The sequence below is a fragment of the Dethiosulfovibrio salsuginis genome, assembly GCF_900177735.1.
Lineage (GTDB): Bacteria > Synergistota > Synergistia > Synergistales > Dethiosulfovibrionaceae > Dethiosulfovibrio > Dethiosulfovibrio salsuginis.
In genome coordinates, this window is sequence record NZ_FXBB01000021.1 from 1 (window position 1) to 20,003 (window position 20,003).

The following is a 20,003-nucleotide window of genomic DNA, read 5'->3' on the forward strand; positions in this document are numbered from 1 at the left end:
TAGAAAACCACGCTCCCGAAGAAGAGGCAAAGAGCGTCAAGGCCATGGGACCATTGATATACGCCGAGCACTTCAAGTTCATCGCCCCATCGCTGGTCCAGTTGGTACTACACCACCAAGGCTTTTTTGTGGACTACATGGATAACCTGCTCAAGTTCTCCTTTGCTGGGAAGGAATACCCATGGCGAAAGGACCATAAGCTTCCTCTGGAGAAGGTGTACCTTAAAGAAAACCATTAAGCAAAGAACATAAAATTCCGTTGACGCAAATGATACCCGTGAAACATCAAGTCTTACGTAACTAAGTTACCAGCTATGGGCTAGCGTTATTTTCTGAAATGCCTAAGAGTTAAGTAGCTAATTAAGCTAGGTTGGGTGTGGGTTGTGTGAGTATAATAATTAAATGTTGTGGCGGCCTTGGTAACCAGATGTTTCAATGTGCCTTTGGTCGAGCTTTGGCGTTGGATCTTGGTCTTGACCTAAAGCTTGATATATCCGATTTTGGAAGTGATAGTCGGCCTTTTTCTCTTGGTCTTTATAGTTTAGCTAAAAATACCCCTTTTGGTTGCTATCTCAGCACTAGCACGAGATTTAAGGTCAAGATGACTAGAAAACTCAGGAGGTGGGGCGTATGGGGAATGGATAAGAATATGCCTGAAGTTCTCGTCGAGCCCTTCCCTCCAGCCCTTGTTCCCCTATGTGAAATGCTATCTGAAAAGCCTAGTCATCTTTTTGTGGATGGATATTGGCAGTCTGAAAAGTATTTTTCTAGACACTCAGAGGTTATAAGGTCCGATTTTAGACTCATGGAGGAGTCCGCCGCCTTCCTGACTTGGAAAAAACGAATATTGAGCGAGTCCAGCCCATCCGTCAGTGTCCACGTCAGAAGAGGGGACTACGTTACCGATAGCTCTGCGAACAGAGTTCACGGTGTTCTCCCCATTGAATACTACGTGAGATCGAAAGAGATCCTTAATGCTATCTCCGATGATCTTGTCTTTTACGTTTTTACCGACGACCCTGTGTGGGTTAGAGATAATCTATGTTTGGGCGACAATACGGTTTACGTTTCAGGCCAAGACCTGAAGGACTACGAGGAACTTGCTCTCATGTCCTGTTGCGATCATCATGTAGTTGCAAACAGCTCTTTTAGCTGGTGGGGAGCTTGGCTCGGTCAGGAAAGTTCTACTGTGACGATAGCCCCAGGTCGCTGGTTTAGAAAAATGGATTCTAGTAATATCATTCCAGACAACTGGACAAAGATTTGGACGTGATACAAATGATATCGGTCGTTATAGTCACTAAAAACAGAGCAGAGGCTTTAAGAGAAATCTCTTTGCCCTCTCTTCTTGCACAGAAAGCACGTGGAGATTCCTTCGAGATAATCGTATGGGATGCCACGGAGGATGAATCTACGCTTAGCCTAATTGAGGAACAAAAGCTACTCTTTGAATCGAAAGGGATTAGCTTTTCGTATTTTAAGGCTACCAGGCCTGGAATGACCAAACAGCGAAATGACTCTATCAAGGCTGCTATAGGCAAAATACTGTTTTTTATAGATGACGATAGTGAGGTGTCTCTCGACGGTATCGATGCCATAAAGGAGTGTTTTAAGAAGAACCCTCGTTGTATGGGTGTGGGGCTGACGGTCAAAGACATCCCCATCGGATCGGAATACAGAGAATCTCAGCCTTCCTTGAAGGACTCCTTTTACGGCCTCGTCGGCTACAGAAAAAAAAGGACCGTCTCCCTATCCGGCTCTGCCAAAGGGATCTCCGCTCCTCCCGGTCCAGCTCAGTGGCTAAGCGGTTGCTCTATGGCTTTTCGGCGAGAGGTTTTTGACAGCATGAGCTTTAACGAAAAACTTGAGACTTTCACTCCCTACGCTATGTGCGAGGACATAGAGTTTTCCTACAGGGTCTTTAAAAAGTTTAAGGCTCCTCTGCTGATTGCCGATAGAGGCATGGTTATCCACCGCCCTAAACTGACCGACCGAATCTCCGGATCCTGGCAAAAGGCGGCAACCCTTTACTACAACAGGTATCTTCTGATGAAGACCACCTCGGAAGAATCCCCTGTTTTAGGCAGATTGCTATTTTTATGGACGTTTTTGAGACTGACTAAGAGAAATCTCAGAGAATATGGATTGAAAGATACGTGGAGGGGATTAACGATGGCGACAAAGGAGGTGCTTAAAGATGGCTAGGTTGTCCGTTTATATGATCACCTTAAACGAAGAGCTTCGTTTGCCGATAGCGCTGAAAGCCCTCTCTGGCATAGCCGATGAGATAATCGTAGTTGACTCTGGAAGCTCCGATGGAACTGTGGAGATAGCTAAGTCCTTTGGTGCCAAGGTTTTTTTCCGGGAGTGGGATAATTACTCATCTCAGAAGAAATACGCCGAGAATATCTGTTCCGGTGACTGGCTCATGAATCTAGATGCAGACGAAGAGGTTAGCCCTGCTCTGGCAAAAGAGATACTGTCCGCTATTCAGCTGGGAAAACACGATGCCTATCGCCTCAGAATTTCCGATATATATCCCGGTCAGAATAAGCCCAACCCATGGGTAAGGCACTATAAGGTCATAAGGCTATACCGAAAGGGTGTCGCTAAAATGGGGGATACCCTGACCTGGGATAGGGTAGCTCTTCTGGACAAAAATGCAAAGGTAGGATTGCTCAAAGGCTTTATTCTACACCGTTCTGTTACCTCGATCAGGCAAGCTCTCGATAAATACAACTCCTATTCCGAGGAGCAGGCTGTTGCGGCCTCTTTATCCGGTAAGAAATACTCTCCTTGGCGTATGGTGTTCGCCATAAACCTGAACTTTATAAGATACTTTTTCATTCACCGAAGGTTTCTCCATGGATTTTGGGGGTACATCGACTCGGTAAACCTCTCTTACGCTCGATTTTTGAAGTTCGCTAAGAGCTACGAGAGAGATAAACATGCTGACTAGTGGGAGTATTCAATAAGGCGTCGGAACAGAACAATACCCGATATGCCATTGTTTTAGCCTCCTCTTGCTTTATCTTTGCCGGGGCATTGTACCGCAAAAACCGAAAATCAGCCCTTGCGTCCTGGGAAATGGATGCTATAATGCTCCTTGAGGGGCTTTAGACCCCGGACGAAGGACATTGACAACTTGACCTTTGGATTCAACAGTTTCGATGATCGCGACGATATCCCGATGGCAAAGAAAGGAGGTGCACGACCCCCAGCCAAAAAGGAAGGAGCGATTTGAGAAAACGCATCGGTTCGTAAAGGGACGAGAGATCCCAGTTGGAGAAGGAAACGTGGAAACTTCCCGAGCGAAGGTCTTTCCGATCCCCTATGAGTCGAGCGATATAAAAACACTTAACCAAGGGGGTTAAACAACATGAAGAAATTTTGTGCTCTTCTGGCTGTAGTGGCTCTTGTGGCTTTTGCCGCTCCCGCTTTCGCAGCCAACCCGTTCATGGACGTTCCCATGAACCACTGGGCCTATGATGCAGTAGGCCAGCTCGCCGCTCGCGGTATCCTTTCCGGTTATCCCGACGGCACCTACAAGGGCAACCAGCCCATCACCCGTTACGAGATGGCTTCCGTCATCGCTCGTGGCATGGCCGTCATCGACATGGAGAAGGCCAGCAAGCAGGATGTCGAGATGCTTAAGCGCCTCGTAGTCGAGTTCAAAGACGAGCTTGACGCCCTCGGCGTAAAAGTCGACAAGATCGACAGCCGTGTAGCGGTCCTTGAGGAGAACATCGGCGGCTGGAAGTTCTGGGGTGAGTTCGAGTTCGACGTAAAATACGGTGATAAAAACACTGCGTCTGCCGTCGATCCAGGTGCTTACACCCGTGGAGATGCTGACTACACCCTCGGTAAGTATCGTCTTTGGATGAGCAAGAAGGTCGACGACAAGATCACCTTTATCGCTCGTCTTGGGAAAGCCGATTCTGTCCTCTGGGATGCTACTACTGGTGCTGCTGATAGTGGCACCGATGCTGTTGTTTGGCAGCGTTATTATATCGACGTGAAAGACATGTTCTGGGGCGTCGACATGATGGCCGGTCTCTGGCTCACCGATTGGGAGGGCGACGACGGCCTTTACACCATGGATGATGCTTGGTTCACCGACTTCACCACAAAGGGTTTCTATCTTTCCAAGGCATTTGGTATGGGTGAGTTTGCTGCCTTTGTTGGTCGTAATGATGCTACTACCGCTGATCGTTTAATTGGTGGTACTCGTGATCGTGATTCCCAGAACTACGGTCTTCGTGTGAAGTTCAACTTCAACGAGCAGTTCAATTTTGCTCTTAACGGGATTGTCCGTGATTACGACTATCCGGCAATCAATACCCTTGCCGCTGGAACGACGGATAAAGTGTCTGTTTTCTGGGCTAACTTCGGAGTTAACTTCACTCCTTCCATCGCTTTCAAGGGTGCTTACTTCATGCAGGCTTACGACTACGCAGTGGCTGCCCCGGCCGGTATCGACGATAGTCCCAAGGCTTGGAAGGCTATCCTTGACGTGAAGCAGGATGCCCTTAAGTTCACCAGCCTGTGGTTGGAGTACGCTAAGCTTGATGCCAACTTTGCCCTTGCCAACAGTCCTTACGGTGACTACGGATACGATGTTGTAAAAGAGACTTTCAGTGATGTTAACGATCGCACCGTCTGGGCCATCAAGGCGGAGCAGAAGTGGAACGATAAGTGGACCACCTTTGCCCGTTACGTCAAAGCTGAGCAGGATAACAGCAACAACGATCAGAAGCTCTGGACTCTCGGAGCCAAGTACTATTACACTCCTGCTCTTTCCTTCGAGCTTGCCTACGAGTCCCTTGATAGAGAAGTTAACGACGCTGGTGCTGCTCTTACCGACGACAGCGTAGTTCGTTTCCGTACTCACCTGAGATTCTAATTCAGGAAAATTGTTCCTTCAAACGGGAGGATCGGTCTTGACCGATCCTCCCGTTTTCTGTAGGATAGTCCTAACTTGCAGGAGGAGATGGGAGAATGCGAAGGTTTCTATTGGCGATAATGTTTCTAGTTCTGCTCTCAAATGTCTCGTTTGCTTCAAATACGGGATGGCATCAGAAAAAAGAGTATCGAAACGATCTAGACTCCAGCGTAACCATAGAGATGACCTACTATGCGGAAGAATACATAGAACAGTTGATTCAGGAGGAAGCCTCGAAAAATCTGTGGACTGCTGACGAGGTTGAGAATTACAAGTACACTCTTCTTAAAACCCTAAAGTTAGATGAGTTTATACCTGTTTTTGTCTCCTTCAAGAACAACGGACCTGCCATTCGATTGGCTCCTTTTGACGATCAGATAGATCTTTATGTAGGTAGCAAGAGGTATAAGCCAGCTGAATACGATAGGCGTTTCAATTTTAAGATAAGCGACTCCAGGGATGGCTTTGTCTATTTTCCTCGTTACGATGAAGAAACCGGTCAGCCTATCTTAAAAAAAGGAATGATAAAGGTGATACTCAGGGATACGGCCACACCTGTAACTATGGGTAAAAGGGTAGAGTTTCTTTGGGATATCAGAAACGATAATCCAGGAAAGGCCCTCTCGACAGGCAAGGCCGCCGACCGCCTTGAGCTCGACCGCCTCATAATCCGTCTGGGGAACCTGAAGGGCCAGAGGGCCGAGATCCAGAAGCAGTTGGACGAGTTGGACACAGAGCTCTCCACCATCCAGTCCAGAATAACCGAACTCCAGAGCAACTGATCATCGAAGCTCCCAGCTTGAACTGGGGGCTTTTTTCTTTGCCCGTGGTAGAATGGGGTCGGCTATCTTCTTGAGAGGAGTTTTTCGCTTTGAGCCTTATAACCAATATAAAAATAGATGGCTTTAGACGTCTACACAGTTTTGAAGTCGAGATGAGGCCCCTTATGGTCCTTATCGGGGCCAACGGTGTGGGGAAGACCTCTTTTCTAGACGGTCTGTCCCTTTTTTCCGCCTCTGCCTCCGGGAAGCTCAACAGGAATCTCTCCGATATGGGAGGTATCGAGAGCCTTTTGACGAGAGGCAGGGCAAAGGAGCTGTCCTTTGCCGCCCATATGGAGGTAGAGGGACGAAACCCCATCCAGTACGATCTGACCTTGGAGTCTAAAGGGGTCGGCTATTCCATAGCAGGGGAAAACCTAGTCCAGAAAAATGAACAGTTCTCAGAGCCTTTCAAGCATATTTGTTCTCATCCTGGGGATATAAAGTATTACGAGGTTGAAGGCAGAAACCTGGTCAAACCGGACTGGGATTACGACACCCTGGAGACATCTCTCTCCCAGGTTCCCAGGATGTTCCGTCAACCTGAGGAGTTAAGGACTATTCTCGCTACCGCAAACAGATATCATGTACTTGACGTAGGGGGCAGATCTCCGGTCAAACTTCCTCAGTCTATGAGACCAGCCCTTCATCCAGGGGAAAACGGCGAGGACCTAGTTCCTTTTCTCTATTATCTGAGGGAAAGCGACTCGGATAGGTTTGAATCGGTGGTCGATTCCATGAGAGCGGCTTTCCCCGGCCTTGAGGGATTCAGTTTTCCACCTGTAGCGGCAGGTATGCTTACTATGACCTGGAAGGATAGGGACTTTACAAAGCCAATCTACATGAACGAGCTTTCAGAGGGGACTTTGCGTTTTCTCTGGCTGGTGGCCCTTCTTCACAGTCCCAAACTTTCATATATCACTATGATAGATGAGCCAGAGACCAGCTTACATCCCGAGTTATTGGGTCTTCTGTCCGAACTAATGAGAGAGGCCTCAAAAAAGACCCAACTTGTCGTGGCGACCCACTCCGATCGGTTTGTAAGGTTCATGAAACCTGAAGAGGTTTTAGTGATGGATCTGGACGAGGACGGGTTAGCTGTTCCGGCCTGGGGGGATTCCCTGGAGCTTGGCGATTGGCTTGAGGACTACTCCCTGGACGAGCTTTGGAGAATGGGTCGCATAGGTGGTCGTCCATGAAGATCGTTATAATAGTTGAGGGAAAGACGGAAAAGGTCTTTTTGCCTCACCTCAGGGAGTTTTTAAAGGACAAGATCCCCAATCGCATGCCTAAAATTGAGCCTCTGAGCTACGATGGCAGAATCCCAAAGGGCGATAAGCTAAAGAATTTGGTGGATAAGCTCTTAAGAGATCGTCGTCCTGCGGATTATGTCATCGCTCTTACCGACGTTTACACAGGTTCCAATCCCCCTGATTTTAAGGATGCCGAGGATGCTAAGGAAAAAATGAGAATATGGGTAGGTAAGGAGCCTAGATTCTTTCCTCATGCCGCTCAGCACGATTTTGAGGCTTGGCTGTTGCCCTATTGGAAGACCATTCAATCCTTGGCTAAACATGACAGAGGGGCTCCTTCTGCCACTCCAGAGTTGGTTAATCATGGAAAACCTCCTGCTGAGTGTATAAAGGAAATCTTTGAAGCGGGGAAAAGCCGCAGCTATTCTAAAACTAGAGATGCAGCGAGGATTCTTAAGGATAACGATCTATCCGTATCTATCGAGAGATGTCCTGAGCTAAAAAAACTGGTCAACAGGATTATCGAGCTTTGTGGTGGGCAGGCCCTGTAGTTTCGTTTCTTCACCGTGATACAATAGGCTAGAGTCTTTTTCGTTGGGAGGGGTTTGTATGCGACGAATCGCAGTTCTCACCAGCGGGGGCGATGCCCCCGGAATGAACGCCGCCATCAGGGCGGTGGTCCGTACCGCTATTTACAGGAAGCTGGAGGTTTACGGAGTCTTACAGGGCTACGAGGGGCTTATGGACGGTGCCTTTCAGAGGCTCGAGCCTAGAGACGTCGGGGGCATTATCCACCGAGGCGGAACGGTCCTCCGCACCGCCAGGAGCGAGAGGTTCAAGACCGAGGAGGGCCTTCTTGCGGCCATATCCTCCATGGAGAAGGCGGAGATAGACGGTCTGGTGGTAATAGGGGGAGATGGGTCCTTTAAGGGGGCCTGGGAGCTCCACAGGCGTGGTGTCCCTGTGGTGGGGATCCCCGGCACCATCGACAACGACGTCGTGGGCACCGACGAGACCATCGGTTACGACACCGCCTTAAACACCGCCCTCGAGGCGGTCAAGAAGCTGAGGGACACCGCCTCCAGCCACGACAGGCTGTTTATAGTCGAGGTTATGGGCAGAGAGGCGGGGTTTTTGGCCTTAAACGTGGCGGTGGCAAGCGGCGCGGAGTTCGTTGTCGTGCCGGAGCGTAAGTTCGATATAGGTTTTCTGTGCGATCGGCTCCACCAGTCCCGAAAGTCGGGCAAACAGCACTCCCTCATCATCGTCGCCGAAGGGGCTATGTCGGCGGTGGAGATGAAGGCCAGGCTTCAGGATACCGGAGGATACGACGCCAAGGTCACCGTGCTGGGCTATATCCAGAGGGGAGGTTCGCCGACTTCCTTCGACACCATTCTGGCGTCCAGGTTGGGCTCTTTCGCCGTCGAGAGGCTGTTAGAGGGGGATAGAGGCATTATGGTGGGGACGGTGTGCCACGGCATGAAGGCATCCCCTCTGAAATCCTCCTGGGAGGGCAGAAAGCCCCTAAACCCCGAGCTTGTCGAATTGGTGGACAAGCTGAGCATATGAAGGACGTATGTGAATCGCTGATCTCCCTGGTGGCGTCCGACCGGCCAGGGAGAGGGCCTTCCAGGCTCTGTCGGTGGGATATGTTGTCCCGTGCCCTGGAGCTTTTAAGCGGGGCAAGCAGGGTTGGGGTGGTGACGGGGTTTTTCATACCCTCAGCGGGAGTGCCTGAGACCGACGGCCCCGGTGGGGCGGTCGCCTTGGCTAGGGCCTTACTCCTGTGCGGAAAGGAAGTGTCACTCTGGACAGATAGTTCATGTTTTTCGGTGGTCCAGGGGGCTTCCTCGGCGATCGGAGGACCTCCTGTGTCGGTGGCTGTTTCCGGTCCTGAGGTTCTGGACTGGGGGCCCGATCTGTTGGTCTATATAGAGAGGCTGGGCAGGGCGGAGGACGGGGAATATTACAACATGAGAGGCCAGGCTATAACCTCCACCGTTGTCCCACTGGACGAGGGGTTGCTCTTGGCGTCTCAAAGGGGGATAAAGTCCATCTCCGTCGGAGACGGTGGCAACGAGGCGGGAATGGGAAAGCTCTTTGAGGGGTTGTCTCGAATTCTGCCGGGTTACGGCTCCTGCCTTTCGGTGGTTTCCTCCGACGTGGCTATTCCGGTGGACGTGTCAGACTGGGGAGGCTACGCCCTTGCAGGGCTCCTATCCATGGAGTCAGGCCTCTGGTGTGGCGTCTCCGGCGAGGAGATCAGGGCTATGATAGAGGCGGAGGTCGCCGAAGGGGCGGTGGACGGGGTGACCCTCCTGGGGAGTCCGTCGGTGGACGGCTTTCCCCTGGAGGATCAGATGGCTATCGGAGAGGATATCCGTCGGCTTACAGCACCGGTTTGAGCTTGCTTTCCAGCAGAGAGGAAAGAGGGAGGGCTATGGCTATTCCGACTCCCGTCTGGACAAAGTCGGTGACCAGCTCCACCGGTGCGGCGGCCCAGCCGTACAGAAGCCCTGCGGATAGGGTGTAACCTGTGGCCATGACCGCAGCTCCGGCGATCATGGCCTTTAACCTGCCCCTAGGGGCCAGGGTTCCGACCACATATCCCTCAAGGCCCTTTATGAGCAGAGTGATAGGGGCCCAGATGGGATATCCAAGTATGAGGTCCGCTAGGGCCGCTCCCAATCCCCCTGCCACAGCCCCGTGTTTAGCCCCCCACAGTATAGCCACGGTGTAGATGATTCCCTCCCCCAAGTTGAAGTAGAGCCGAAACCCCGGAACGGGGACGCTGAGGATGGTTGCCCCGGTCACCATGGCGGCGGCAAGTGCGGCTAAAACCGTTTTTTTCGTCCTCTTATCGGTCATATACATCGTCCTTTCCATAAAAAAGTCCTGTTGCCCTTGCCTTATCCCTTAAGTTTCTGGTACTATCACACTGTGCTTTGTGCCCTATATTATAGGGTTGGTTTGTAGTTCTGGCCCGGTCCAGATTTAGGCCTTGTCCCTCCTCTTTGGACCAGTCCTTCGGAGAGTGGTGTTTCGCCCTTGAAGTCTAAAAAATCCTTTGCTCTCTTCTCCTTCTCTACCATACTCTTTTTCGCTATTTTCTTCGTCGTAATCACCGGCTACAGAGGGGATCTCGGTAGCTTTCGTCTTGATGAGGCTGTGGTGTGCATCGACGTCGACGATTCGGCTATCCCATGGGGTGTGGGGAATCGGTTTGAGTTCGGCGTCAGGCAGCTCTGTGTGCTTTTAGGCTACAGCGGCGGCGACGACGATATGGTCCGTTTCAGCTGGTTTTTTCGTGGACAGCTTGTCCACGAGGAGATCCAGATACTGGACGACGAGAGCAACTATCGCATGTTCTATATTCTGCGGGAGGACGGATCGCCCCTCCCTGTGGGATCCTATTCGGTTCAGATAGACGTCAACGAACGTAAGGCCAGAAAGATGGCCTTTTCCGTCGAACCAAGCGACGAATCTAAGGCAAATTCACAATGAGAGGAATAATCGCGGAATGACCCAGGAAATAAATCAAGAGGAAAGAAAAATAGAGCTAGAAGAAAACGGGGTCGTCTCCGATTCTCCTAAGGAGGAAGAGAGAAAGTCTCCTCCTAGGCCTAGGTATTCCTACGGCCGACTGGCGTCCTTTAGCCTGGTGGATCTCAAGCGGATCGCCAAGGAGGAGGATCTTACAGGCTTTTCGTCTTTGCGGAAAGACGACCTCATAATCGCTATACTGGAAGCTCAGGCTAAGCAGATGAACACCCGGTTCGGTGGGGGAACCCTTGAGATTCTTCCCGAGGGCTACGGGTTTTTGAGGCCTAAGGGCCTTCTTCCCAGCGACGGCGATATATACGTCTCGGCGTCTCAGATCCGTCGTTTTGGGCTCAGAAACGGCGACGTCATATGGGGCATGGTCCGTCGCCCTAAGGAGCAGGAGCATTACGAGGCGTTGCTTCGGGTCGAGGTGGTAAACTTCACCGACCCAGAGGCCGCCAAACGCCGTCCCCATTTTGGGCAGTTAACCCCTATTTTCCCCGATCAGAGACTTTCACTGGAGACCGAGAGCCGTCGGCTCTCAACCCGATTGATAGACCTTTTTTCCCCTATAGGAAAGGGCCAGAGGTCTTTGATCGTGTCTCCCCCTAAGGCGGGTAAGACCACTATACTCAAGGATCTAGCCAACGCCGTTACCACCAATCATCCTGAGATAATTCTGATGGTCCTTCTCATAGACGAGAGACCTGAGGAGGTAACCGACATATCCCGATCGGTGGACGGCGAGATAATCGCCTCGACCTTCGATCGCCCTGCGGAAGAGCATATGAGGGTTGCCAACCTCGCCCTTGAGAAGGCAAAACGGCTTGTGGAGGCAGGAAAGGACGTGGTGCTCCTTCTCGACTCCATAACCCGTCTCGCCAGGGCCTCAAACCTCACGGTGCCCCCTTCGGGGAGGACCCTTTCGGGAGGTATGGACCCCGCAGCTCTTTATTTCCCTAAGAGGTTTTTCGGCGCTGCCAGAAACATAGAGGAAGGCGGAAGCCTTACAATAATAGGGACCGCCCTTGTGGATACCGGCAGTCGTATGGACGACGTTATCTACGAGGAGTTCAAAGGCACCGGTAATATGGAGATCCATCTGTCCAGAAAGCTGGCGGAGCAGAGGATGTTCCCTGCGGTGGATATAGGCCGTTCTGGCACCAGACGGGAGGATCTCCTCATGTCCGAGGAGGACCTTCAGAAGCTCTGGGTCCTTCGGCGGAAGCTGGTCAACGTCGACGACGGAGGGGCTCTCAACCTTATCATGGAACGGCTGAGAAAGACGGCTAGCAACGTGGAATTTTTGCAGGGTATTAAATCTTCCTGATGTAAAAAATTAAATAATGGCGGACTTTACCGCCAAGGGGGAGTGGTGAATTTTGAGCGGAAGAAACTCTAGGTCTTCGTGGCATACGGGCTTTTTTATGGTCGTAGGCCTGTCCATTTGTGTCGGCGTTTTTCTGGCCGTTTCCGCCGGTAGACAGGCGGAGTCGGACGGATGGGGATATTCGATCGATTCCGATTCTGGCGACGGGGTTCCCTCGGGCTTTGTCGTAGTTGATATGTCCAGTGCTTTTGTGGCCATGAGGAATAACTCCGGTGATCCCGGTCCCACCGGAATAGGCCCTCTGTTCTCCGAGCCTATGTACGAGGAGGGCGACCTGATCCTAGACGAGGTTTTGCCCGACGATCCTAAAAGGCCCTCCCTCCTCCAGAGGATGGATAAAGGGGACAGGGAGAAAAGGCTGACCCTGGTCGATATAAGGGATTCCAGTGGGACAGTCTCCTCCTCCCGGAAGGATCAGTCTCCAGGGAAGGTTGACGTTCTGGAGGGGGTTACCCTCGACGAGGTGTCGGTGGCCTGGGTGGAGCATACGGTCCGGTCCGGTCAGACCCTGTTCGACCTGGCAAAAAACGCCAAGGTAACTCAGGAGCAGATCGCCAAGGCAAACGGTTTGACCAATCCTGACAGACTTTCGCTCGGTCAGGTGCTCCTTATACCTAACACCCCTGACGATATAGACGTGACTCTTGACGAGGTTCGTCGTCGTAAGGAGGAGCGTTTGGCCATAGAGAACAAGCTGGTTCCTCTGGAGACAAAGACTTACACCGTGAAGAACGGAGACAGTCTATGGAGCATCGCCAACGAGTTTAACGTCACCATAGATACTCTCTTCGGTGCCAACGATCTGAGAGACCCCGATCGCCTGAAGCCCGGTGTAACCCTTAAGGTTCCTAACCAGGACGGCCTGTTCTATAAGGTCAAAAAGGGAGATAACCTAGGGGCTATCTCGACGAGATATTCGGTAGATATTGACAAAATAGTAGAGATCAACGGTGTCGATCCCAAGAGACTGTCCATAGGTCAGGAGCTTTTCCTCCCCGGCGCCAGCCAGGTGGCTGTGGCACAGGGCTCCTCCCGCTCTAGCGGAAGATCTACTACCGCATCGAGTCGGTCCAGCAGCTCCTTCCGTTGGCCTGTTGTCGGCCGTATTAACAGCCCCTTCGGGTGGAGAAGGCATCCCCTATCGAAGCGTCGATCTTTCCACACAGGGGTCGATATAAAAGGCGCCCGTCACACTAAGATAAGGGCCGCTAAGGCCGGTACTGTGGTCCACTCCGGCTGGATGGGAGCATACGGCCGGGTGGTGGTCATAAAGCACGATAACAAATACAGCACCCTCTACGCCCACTGTCAGCAGCTTTACGTCAGAAAGGGACAGAAGGTCTCCGCCGGTGCGGTAATAGCAAGCGTCGGTACCAGCGGTCGCTCTACCGGTCCTCACCTCCATTTCGAGGTCCGGGTGAATAATAAGCCGGATAATCCCCTCAAATATCTCCGTTGAGGCCGAAGTTTTCCGTCGTTTCCTGTATAATCGGGCATGGGTCGGTATAACCGGTCATGCCCTTTTGTCGTTAATCTGTTTTGGGATGGTGAGATAATATGGCAAAGTTCGTCCTGGTGACAGGGGGAGTGGTTTCTTCTCTCGGAAAGGGTATCACCGCCGCTTCTCTCGGTGTATTGCTCAAAAAAAGGGGTTTCAATGTCTCCATAATCAAGCTGGACCCCTATATCAACGTGGACGCAGGGACTATGAACCCCTTCCAGCACGGCGAGGTTTTCGTAACCGACGACGGGGCGGAGACCGACCTGGACCTGGGGCACTACGAGAGGTTCATAGACGAGGACCTTTCCTCCGCCAACAACCTGACCACCGGAAAGATATACTCCAGGGTCATAGACAGGGAGAGGAAGGGAGGCTATCTCGGTGGGACGGTGCAGGTTATCCCTCACGTCACCGACGAGATCCAGCAGGCCGTTCTAAGGGCCTCCGAAGGGGTCGACGTGGTGATAGCCGAGATAGGTGGAACCGTAGGGGATATAGAGGGTTTGCCTTTTCTGGAGGCAATAAGGCAGCTTAGGAACAAAGTGGGCAGGGAGAACATCCTCTACTGTCACGTGACGCTGGTGCCCTATATAGGGGCGGCTGGAGAGCTGAAGACCAAGCCCACTCAGCACAGCGTTCAGGAGCTCAGAAAGATAGGTATCCAGCCGGACGTCATAGTCTGTCGGTCCGACAGGGCTGTCCCTCAGGACATGAAGGAAAAGATAGCCCTTTTCTGCAACGTGTCCTCCGATTCGATCGCCGAGGCCAGAGATGCGTCCACCATATATCAGGTTCCTTTCAGCCTTTACGACCAGGGATTCGATAAGCTGATCCTCGGTAAGCTCGGTCTCGACGCTGGCCCCGACCCCGATCTCTCCGACTGGAGGAAGGTGGTAGATGGTTTCGCCTCTCCCTCTGGCTCGGTAAAGGTGGCTATGGTCGGAAAATACGTAGGCCTTAAAGACGCCTATCTGAGCGTTATAGAGGCCCTTTACCACGCTGGGATACATAACGATGTTAAGATAGAACTTATACCGATAGAGGCGGAGGATATCGAGACGAAAGGGGCCGAGGCCCTTCTCGAGGGGGTAGACGCTATACTGGTCCCTGGAGGTTTTGGATCCCGAGGGATAGAGGGGAAGATAGCCGCCGCCAGATACGCCAGGGAGAACAAGGTTCCCTACCTGGGGCTATGTCTCGGTTTGCAGATCGCCGTTATGGAGTTCGCCAGAAACGTCTGCGGTCTGGAGGGCGCCAACAGCACCGAGATGGACCTGTTCACCGCCTATCCGGTTATCCACCTGATGGAGGATCAGCAGGGTGTGGTAGATCTCGGCGGTACTATGAGGTTAGGGGCCTACAGATGTGATCTCGTCGAGGGCACTAAGGTCAGAGACGCCTACGGGGTGGATCACGTTATGGAGCGTCACCGTCACCGTTACGAGTTTAACGGAGCGTACAGAGAGCGATTTGAGGGCGCAGGGCTTAAGGTAGCCGGTGTATATTCGGAGCTGAACCTGGTGGAGGTAGTGGAGCTTGAGGACCATCCCTGGTACGTGGGGGTTCAGTTCCATCCCGAGTTCAAGTCCCGCCCTGTGAGGCCTCACCCGCTTTTTATGGGGTTCATAAAGGCCGCTCTCTGATCCTGTATTAGGAGGGGTAGAGTCTTGTATAAGTCTATCGGTTTTTTTGCCCTTTGTCTGGCCCTTTGCGTCTTTGTAGGGGTGTCCCAGGCTTCCGACGAGAGTCCCGCTTTTCAGAGGCTCGACGACATGGAAAAAGTGGTCTACGGCGAGGTTAAAAGCGGAGGGCTTATCTCTCGGCTGAGCGACCTGGAAAAGTCCCTTTTCGGCAGAGAACTGCCTGGGACTGTCGCCGAGAGACAGACGGCGGTGGTGAACTTTCTGGAAAAAGGCAGCGATACCCAGCCATCTTTGCTTTTTAAGCTGGCTATCGCCGAGTGGATCACCGAACAGCGGTCCCAACCCTCTCGGCCTGTAACCGACAGGGTGCGGTCTCTGGAGCGGAAGCTCGAGGGAGAGGCTATGGGCGAGGGGCCTATGGCCATGAGGTTGGAGAGGCTTCTTGGCCTTCTGATAACCGAGCCGGTGAGGTGGGAAAACCTAAGCCTCGCCCAGGGTACGGTGGTAAGGGTGGCACTATCCAGGACGATCTCTCCTTCCAACGTGGCGGTAGGGGATAAGGTTAAAGGAACCCTTACAACCGACCTGGTGATCGGTACCCACCTTGTGGCCCCTAAGGGATCTATAGCCCAGGGAACGGTCTCTAAGGTGTCGAAGCCACGAAGTTTTGGACGTCCAGGGGAGGTCTCCTTTGTCTTCGATACGCTGTTGCCCCCCTCTCTTGGCCCTGTTCCCCTGATGGTAGGAGAGGAAGCTGTCAAGGCCGCCGAGGCGGAGAAGGCCCAGATAGCCGCAGCTGGTGGAAGCCTTGTAGGAGCCCTTTTGTTGGGGCCGGTGGGACTTGCCGGTGGCTTTCTGGTCAGAGGAGATGTCAAGGAAATACCGGAGGGAACCATATTTCACCTGGAGGTCGGTCAGCAGTCCTCCTCTTTGGCCTACCCCGTTCCTGAAGGACTTCAGAGCCTTATAGTGCCTACAGAGGTGGTAGGGGCTCAGAACACCGAAAAACCTAAAAGCGAGGTGGATAGTTTATGATCTCTAGAGGCAAAAAAATAGGTCGTTTTATGGCGGTAGCGGTGCTCTCGGGATCTCTTTTTGCCGGATCTCCCGCTATGGCAATCGATCTTGGCGATGTCCTTAAAGACGTCGCCGGTGTGGCTGTAGGTGGTTTTGTAATAGACCAGATAGCAGGCCCTATAAACGATTTTATAAACACCATCACCTTCAATAAAGGGGCCAAAGTGGAGGGCCATACTAAGGTGGTCCCTATCGTTTCTTTAGGAAGTGGAACCAGAATAGGCGCCGCCCAGGTTGCAGGACCTAGACAGGATGGGGTGGCTAAGGTAAAGGCGGTAGCAGCCATAGAGACCACCTTCAGGGATCGTTTCAGGGTTAAGATATTGGTGCCTGTGGACTCGGTCAATCCGCTTCAGAGATTTGTCAGAGTGCAAGGCGTAGGGGTCTCTGCGGTCATAGACTTCAAGCTTTAACAGGTTTTCGTGATGAGAGGAATCAGATCCGGTTTTCTCGCCTCTTTGATTTTGGTCATAACGGTGGCGGTCTCCCCTGTTTTTGGCTCTCCTCTTGAGGAGGCCACCAGGATCCTTGAGCGAAATACGTCTTTTCACTGGGGAAGAGATTGCCTGGTCTGGGTGGTTCATTATCCCGAGTCTCTGGTCGAGCCTTGGGTCGACGCCGATGCCCAGGCCAGAGGGTATTCGCCCTCCCAGAGGGAGGAGTACCTTCGCTCCTTCAAAGAGCAGCTGCGAATAGGCTCGGCGGAGCCTTTTTTGGTGACGGTGTATCACTTTGGGCCTCAGCCTCTTTCTCTGTCTCCGTTGGGGGACTACCTGTCTCTGACCACCGACGGGGCCAACAGGGTAGCCCCTCTTTCTTACGAGAAGAAGATGGATCAACCTATATCAGGGGTCGTGCAGGGACTGGTCTTTTTTCCTAAACAGCAGGGGGCCTTCTCCCTTGTCTTCAAGGGGTTAGGGGTTTACCCCGAGCAGCTTTTCGCCTTCGATAAGGCGGTTATCTCCGATACGGTGGCTCAGGCTCCTACTGAGGTGGTCAGCCGGATCGTCGAGCTGCCCCCTGTGGAGACCGAGACAGTCCTTTCGTCCAAAGGTGGAAAGACCTCGGTGCCCAAAAAGGAGCCTGAGCCAAAGGCACCGGAGCCCGAACCCCTTCCACCTCCGTCGGATACCGAGCCTCCTGCGTGGCTCGGTCCCGGGCCTGTCCTGACTCCTCCTGACCCGGTGGTGGAGGAAAATCCCTTCGAGGGAATATCGGGAGATATCGCGAGGCAACTCGACGATATCCTAAAAGACGACGAGCTAGAGGCCGACGATAGCTCTTTGGTGTTTTCCAAAGAGACGGTGGTTGAGGAGTTTCTGGATCTGTGGTCCAAAGGGGAGACCGAGGCTATGTTCGACATGATAGCCCCTTCGGCCAGGTCCGAGGGCCTTGCCGCTTTTTCCGAGAGGGCCAATAAATCCCCTCTCCGTTGGTGTCTTTCCGATGGGTACAAACTTAGGTGGTTAGACGATGGAAGGGTCAGGGTTTCGGTGGCCCAGAAATTGGTCCTCATAAGGGTCCTTCAGAGCGAGGTTCTCTCCGTCGTCCGAGAGGAAGGGCGAAGTTTCGTTGTCTGGTAGGCCTTGGGGGATCATTGTCTCTCTTCTGGCCGCTGGAGGGCTCCTGTGGGTCTTTATCGGCGATCTGAACCTCGACGATTTCACCGACGACGATCCTCCCCCTATGGTGGTCGAGATGGATCATGTTACGTTGAGGAGAGGGCTGTCCGGGGACCTTTGGCTTTTCGAGGTCGATTCCGTCAGGAGGACCTTGGGCGTCAGCGACCTTGAGGGCATAGAGGGCAGGAGAAAGGGCCCCGACGGTTCGGTGTGGACCTTGCGATCCCCTACAGGGGAGTATCTGGAGGAAGGCGATAGGCTACACCTTCAGGACGGTAACGGAACCTTTGAGGAGAGGGAAGAGAGTTTTTTATGGAGGGCATCCCGGATCTCCTGGGGAGGCGCTTCGTCGGATGTCTGGATGTTCCCCGATGGCCTGGAGGTCTCCGGGGATAGATACAGCCTTAGCGGTCGGAGAGGAGAGGCTCATCCTTCCGGCAGGGTTTTTCTGGAGGAAGGGGTTATGGAGTGGTGGAACGTAGAGTAGTCGGATTGGCGATGGCCCTTTTCGTGTTTTTAGCGGGGACCCCTCTTTGGGCGTCCGACGATAGCATGGCCACTCTGGACGCCGAGGAGCTGGTCTTCGACGAATCCCGAGGTGTGGCTGTGGCCGAAGGGGGTGCGTCCCTACGGTATCAGGGTATAAGGATGTACGCCGATACCCTGGAGATGGACACCAACACCAACAAGGTCAGGGCCTCCTCTCCAGGATCTAGGGGGGTTACCATAATCTCCGGCGGGAAAGTCTTAAAGGGCCGTTCTGCGGAGTTCGATATATCCTCAAACGAGGGAGTTCTCTACGAGACCGACGTCGCCCTGCCTATCGAGGAGTCGGAGAGCTTGGTCTATCTGAAAGGCGATCGGGTGGAGGTGGCTACGGTGGCCTCCGCCAGGGTAAAGGGATGGCTTCCTAAAAAGACGGGGAAGGTCTCCGAGGATACCACCATCGGGCGGTGGGAGGGGGTCACTGTCACCACCTGTCCACAGCCTCATCCCCACTATAGGCTCAGGGCTAAAAGGCTGGTCCTGATACCCGACCAGAGGGTGGTGGTCCAGTCCCCTCAGGTCTACATAGGTGACCATCTGCTGTTTACCTATCCCTTCGATTACCCTGTTGACCTTCAGGCCCACAGAAGGGATTCCGGTGCCTCTTTTATGCCTAAAGTCGGTTATGACTCCGACAAAGGGGCGGGCCTAGGGCTCTCCGGTCCCTTTATGTGGGAGAAGGGGACTCTGGATATCACCGTTATGGGGTGGTCCAGAAAGGGCCTCGAGTGGGGTGCCAGGGTGGAGCAGGAGCTCCGTCCATGGCTAAGGATTTACGGCGAGACTGTCTGGGAGTACGAGTCCTCCTCCGACGAGAAGAGCTACAGGCCCTCCTGGGGCTTTGTGGCCCAGAGCGAAGGGTGGACCTTTAACGGCCGATGGACCCAGAGGGAGGCCCTCAAAGAGGAGCTTAGAGCTGGGACGTCCTACAAGACGACCTTATGGAGGATGCCCGAGATGGAGCTTTCGTCTCCCTGGTGGCAGATCTCTCAAGGCAGCCCTAGGGAGTATTTTCGGTTTAAGGCCCTTTGGGGCCGTTACGAGGAGACCGGCAAGGGATTGCCGGAGATAGAGAGACTGGGGCTAGGAGGGGAGATTTACGGCAAGATAGATTCTCCCGTCTCCACCTGGGAGCCTTTCTGGCGGCTCTCCTATACCGATTTCCGTTACGACGTCTCCGCAGGAGAGGACCGCCAGAAGGTGACCGACGCCACTGTAGGGGCGGTGTACCGCTCTCCGTCGGGATTTGAGGCGGGGACAGCCTACGTTCGGCGATGGGTGAGCGGTAGGTCCCCTTTCGTCCTGACAAAGACCGATAAGTCCGACGCATGGGACGATTACGACGACGAAGAGCTTATCTACCAGAAGTTCGGCTTTTCCCTGTCCGATAGCTTCCGTCTGGAGCTGAGAGGGGCCTATTCTCTGAAAAAAAGCACCTTAGACGAGATGGCCTATCAGCTGACTTACCGTAAAAACTGCTGTTACAGCTGGGTTCTGACCTACAGAGACGATAGGTACGAAGGGGATAACTGGGCGTCCTTGAGCTTTAACCTGACTGCCTTTCCCGATAACGTGGTCAAGTTCGGGGATAACGAGCTGGAGGATCCTTTCAGAGAGCCTGAAGGTCTTCCAGGAAGGTAAAAGGGAGAGGACCTGCCCTTAAGG

General features: G+C 53.0%; 20 protein-coding genes. 19 read left to right on the top strand and 1 reads right to left on the bottom strand.

The window, feature by feature from the left end; translation table 11 throughout:
- The 10 genes from B9Y55_RS13255 to B9Y55_RS08425 form a co-directional block, all read left to right on the top strand.
- Window positions 1–239: hypothetical protein (locus B9Y55_RS13255; protein ID WP_159448291.1), on the top strand; the 239-nt coding region annotated here is incomplete at its 5' end.
- A 146-nt stretch (window positions 240–385) separates the two neighbouring features.
- Window positions 386–1,273 carry an alpha-1,2-fucosyltransferase gene (locus B9Y55_RS08385; protein ID WP_085544908.1) on the top strand — a complete coding sequence of 296 codons (888 nt, stop codon included), beginning with the start codon at window positions 386–388 and terminating at the stop codon, window positions 1,271–1,273.
- 5 nt (window positions 1,274–1,278) lie between these two features.
- The gene (locus B9Y55_RS08390; protein WP_085544909.1) at window positions 1,279–2,205 is read left to right on the top strand and encodes a glycosyltransferase family 2 protein; all 927 of its coding nucleotides are present in this window, start codon (window positions 1,279–1,281) and stop codon (window positions 2,203–2,205) included.
- On the top strand, window positions 2,198–2,959 hold the full coding sequence (locus B9Y55_RS08395; RefSeq protein ID WP_085544910.1) for a glycosyltransferase family 2 protein: 762 nt from the start codon (window positions 2,198–2,200) through the stop codon (window positions 2,957–2,959). Before B9Y55_RS08390 ends, B9Y55_RS08395 begins: the two co-directional genes overlap by 8 nt.
- A gap of 420 nt (window positions 2,960–3,379) precedes the next feature.
- Entirely contained in the window at window positions 3,380–4,903 is a 1,524-nt protein-coding gene (locus B9Y55_RS08400; protein WP_085544911.1) for an S-layer homology domain-containing protein, read from the top strand.
- Window positions 4,904–4,998: 95 nt separating this feature from the next.
- Window positions 4,999–5,724: a hypothetical protein gene (locus B9Y55_RS08405; protein ID WP_085544912.1), complete on the top strand. Its 726-nt coding sequence runs from the start codon at window positions 4,999–5,001 to the stop codon at window positions 5,722–5,724.
- A gap of 89 nt (window positions 5,725–5,813) precedes the next feature.
- Window positions 5,814–6,962 carry an AAA family ATPase gene (locus tag B9Y55_RS08410; RefSeq protein ID WP_085544913.1) on the top strand — a complete coding sequence of 383 codons (1,149 nt, stop codon included), beginning with the start codon at window positions 5,814–5,816 and terminating at the stop codon, window positions 6,960–6,962.
- Window positions 6,959–7,567 (top strand): DUF4276 family protein, encoded by a 609-nt coding sequence (locus B9Y55_RS08415; protein ID WP_085544914.1) that lies wholly within the window; start codon window positions 6,959–6,961, stop codon window positions 7,565–7,567. Before B9Y55_RS08410 ends, B9Y55_RS08415 begins: the two co-directional genes overlap by 4 nt.
- Window positions 7,568–7,625: 58 nt before the next feature.
- Complete coding sequence (gene pfkA, locus B9Y55_RS08420) at window positions 7,626–8,585, top strand: 6-phosphofructokinase (protein WP_085544915.1); 960 nt, start codon at window positions 7,626–7,628, stop codon at window positions 8,583–8,585.
- On the top strand, window positions 8,582–9,421 hold the full coding sequence (locus tag B9Y55_RS08425) for a glutamate cyclase domain-containing protein (RefSeq protein ID WP_085544916.1): 840 nt from the start codon (window positions 8,582–8,584) through the stop codon (window positions 9,419–9,421). Before pfkA ends, B9Y55_RS08425 begins: the two co-directional genes overlap by 4 nt.
- Here B9Y55_RS08425 and B9Y55_RS08430 read toward each other — a convergent pair.
- Window positions 9,405–9,884 carry an ECF transporter S component gene (locus tag B9Y55_RS08430; protein WP_085544948.1) on the bottom strand — a complete coding sequence of 160 codons (480 nt, stop codon included), beginning with the start codon at window positions 9,882–9,884 and terminating at the stop codon, window positions 9,405–9,407. The two genes, B9Y55_RS08425 and B9Y55_RS08430, sit on opposite strands and share 17 nt — an antisense overlap.
- A gap of 180 nt (window positions 9,885–10,064) precedes the next feature.
- Between B9Y55_RS08430 and B9Y55_RS08435 the strand changes: the two genes are divergently transcribed.
- The 9 genes from B9Y55_RS08435 to B9Y55_RS08475 all read left to right on the top strand — a co-directional run bounded on the left by B9Y55_RS08435 (window position 10,065) and on the right by B9Y55_RS08475 (window position 19,979).
- Entirely contained in the window at window positions 10,065–10,520 is a 456-nt protein-coding gene (locus B9Y55_RS08435) for a hypothetical protein (protein WP_085544917.1), read from the top strand.
- 16 nt (window positions 10,521–10,536) lie between these two features.
- Complete coding sequence (gene rho / locus B9Y55_RS08440; RefSeq protein ID WP_085544918.1) at window positions 10,537–11,889, top strand: transcription termination factor Rho; 1,353 nt, start codon at window positions 10,537–10,539, stop codon at window positions 11,887–11,889.
- A gap of 52 nt (window positions 11,890–11,941) precedes the next feature.
- Window positions 11,942–13,408 (top strand): LysM peptidoglycan-binding domain-containing protein, encoded by a 1,467-nt coding sequence (locus B9Y55_RS08445; RefSeq protein WP_085544919.1) that lies wholly within the window; start codon window positions 11,942–11,944, stop codon window positions 13,406–13,408.
- A 98-nt stretch (window positions 13,409–13,506) separates the two neighbouring features.
- Complete coding sequence (locus B9Y55_RS08450; protein WP_085544920.1) at window positions 13,507–15,093, top strand: CTP synthase; 1,587 nt, start codon at window positions 13,507–13,509, stop codon at window positions 15,091–15,093.
- Window positions 15,094–15,117: 24 nt separating this feature from the next.
- Entirely contained in the window at window positions 15,118–16,128 is a 1,011-nt protein-coding gene (locus B9Y55_RS08455; protein ID WP_085544921.1) for a hypothetical protein, read from the top strand.
- The gene (locus B9Y55_RS08460) at window positions 16,125–16,583 is read left to right on the top strand and encodes a hypothetical protein (protein WP_085544922.1); all 459 of its coding nucleotides are present in this window, start codon (window positions 16,125–16,127) and stop codon (window positions 16,581–16,583) included. Before B9Y55_RS08455 ends, B9Y55_RS08460 begins: the two co-directional genes overlap by 4 nt.
- A 12-nt stretch (window positions 16,584–16,595) precedes the next feature.
- A complete protein-coding gene (locus B9Y55_RS08465) occupies window positions 16,596–17,753 on the top strand; it encodes a hypothetical protein (RefSeq protein WP_085544923.1) in 1,158 nt (385 codons plus the stop codon).
- Complete coding sequence (locus B9Y55_RS08470; protein WP_085544924.1) at window positions 17,743–18,279, top strand: hypothetical protein; 537 nt, start codon at window positions 17,743–17,745, stop codon at window positions 18,277–18,279. Before B9Y55_RS08465 ends, B9Y55_RS08470 begins: the two co-directional genes overlap by 11 nt.
- On the top strand, window positions 18,261–19,979 hold the full coding sequence (locus tag B9Y55_RS08475) for an LPS-assembly protein LptD (protein WP_143340876.1): 1,719 nt from the start codon (window positions 18,261–18,263) through the stop codon (window positions 19,977–19,979). The genes B9Y55_RS08470 and B9Y55_RS08475 overlap by 19 nt, the downstream gene beginning before the upstream one ends.
- Window positions 19,980–20,003: the final 24 nt, after the last annotated feature.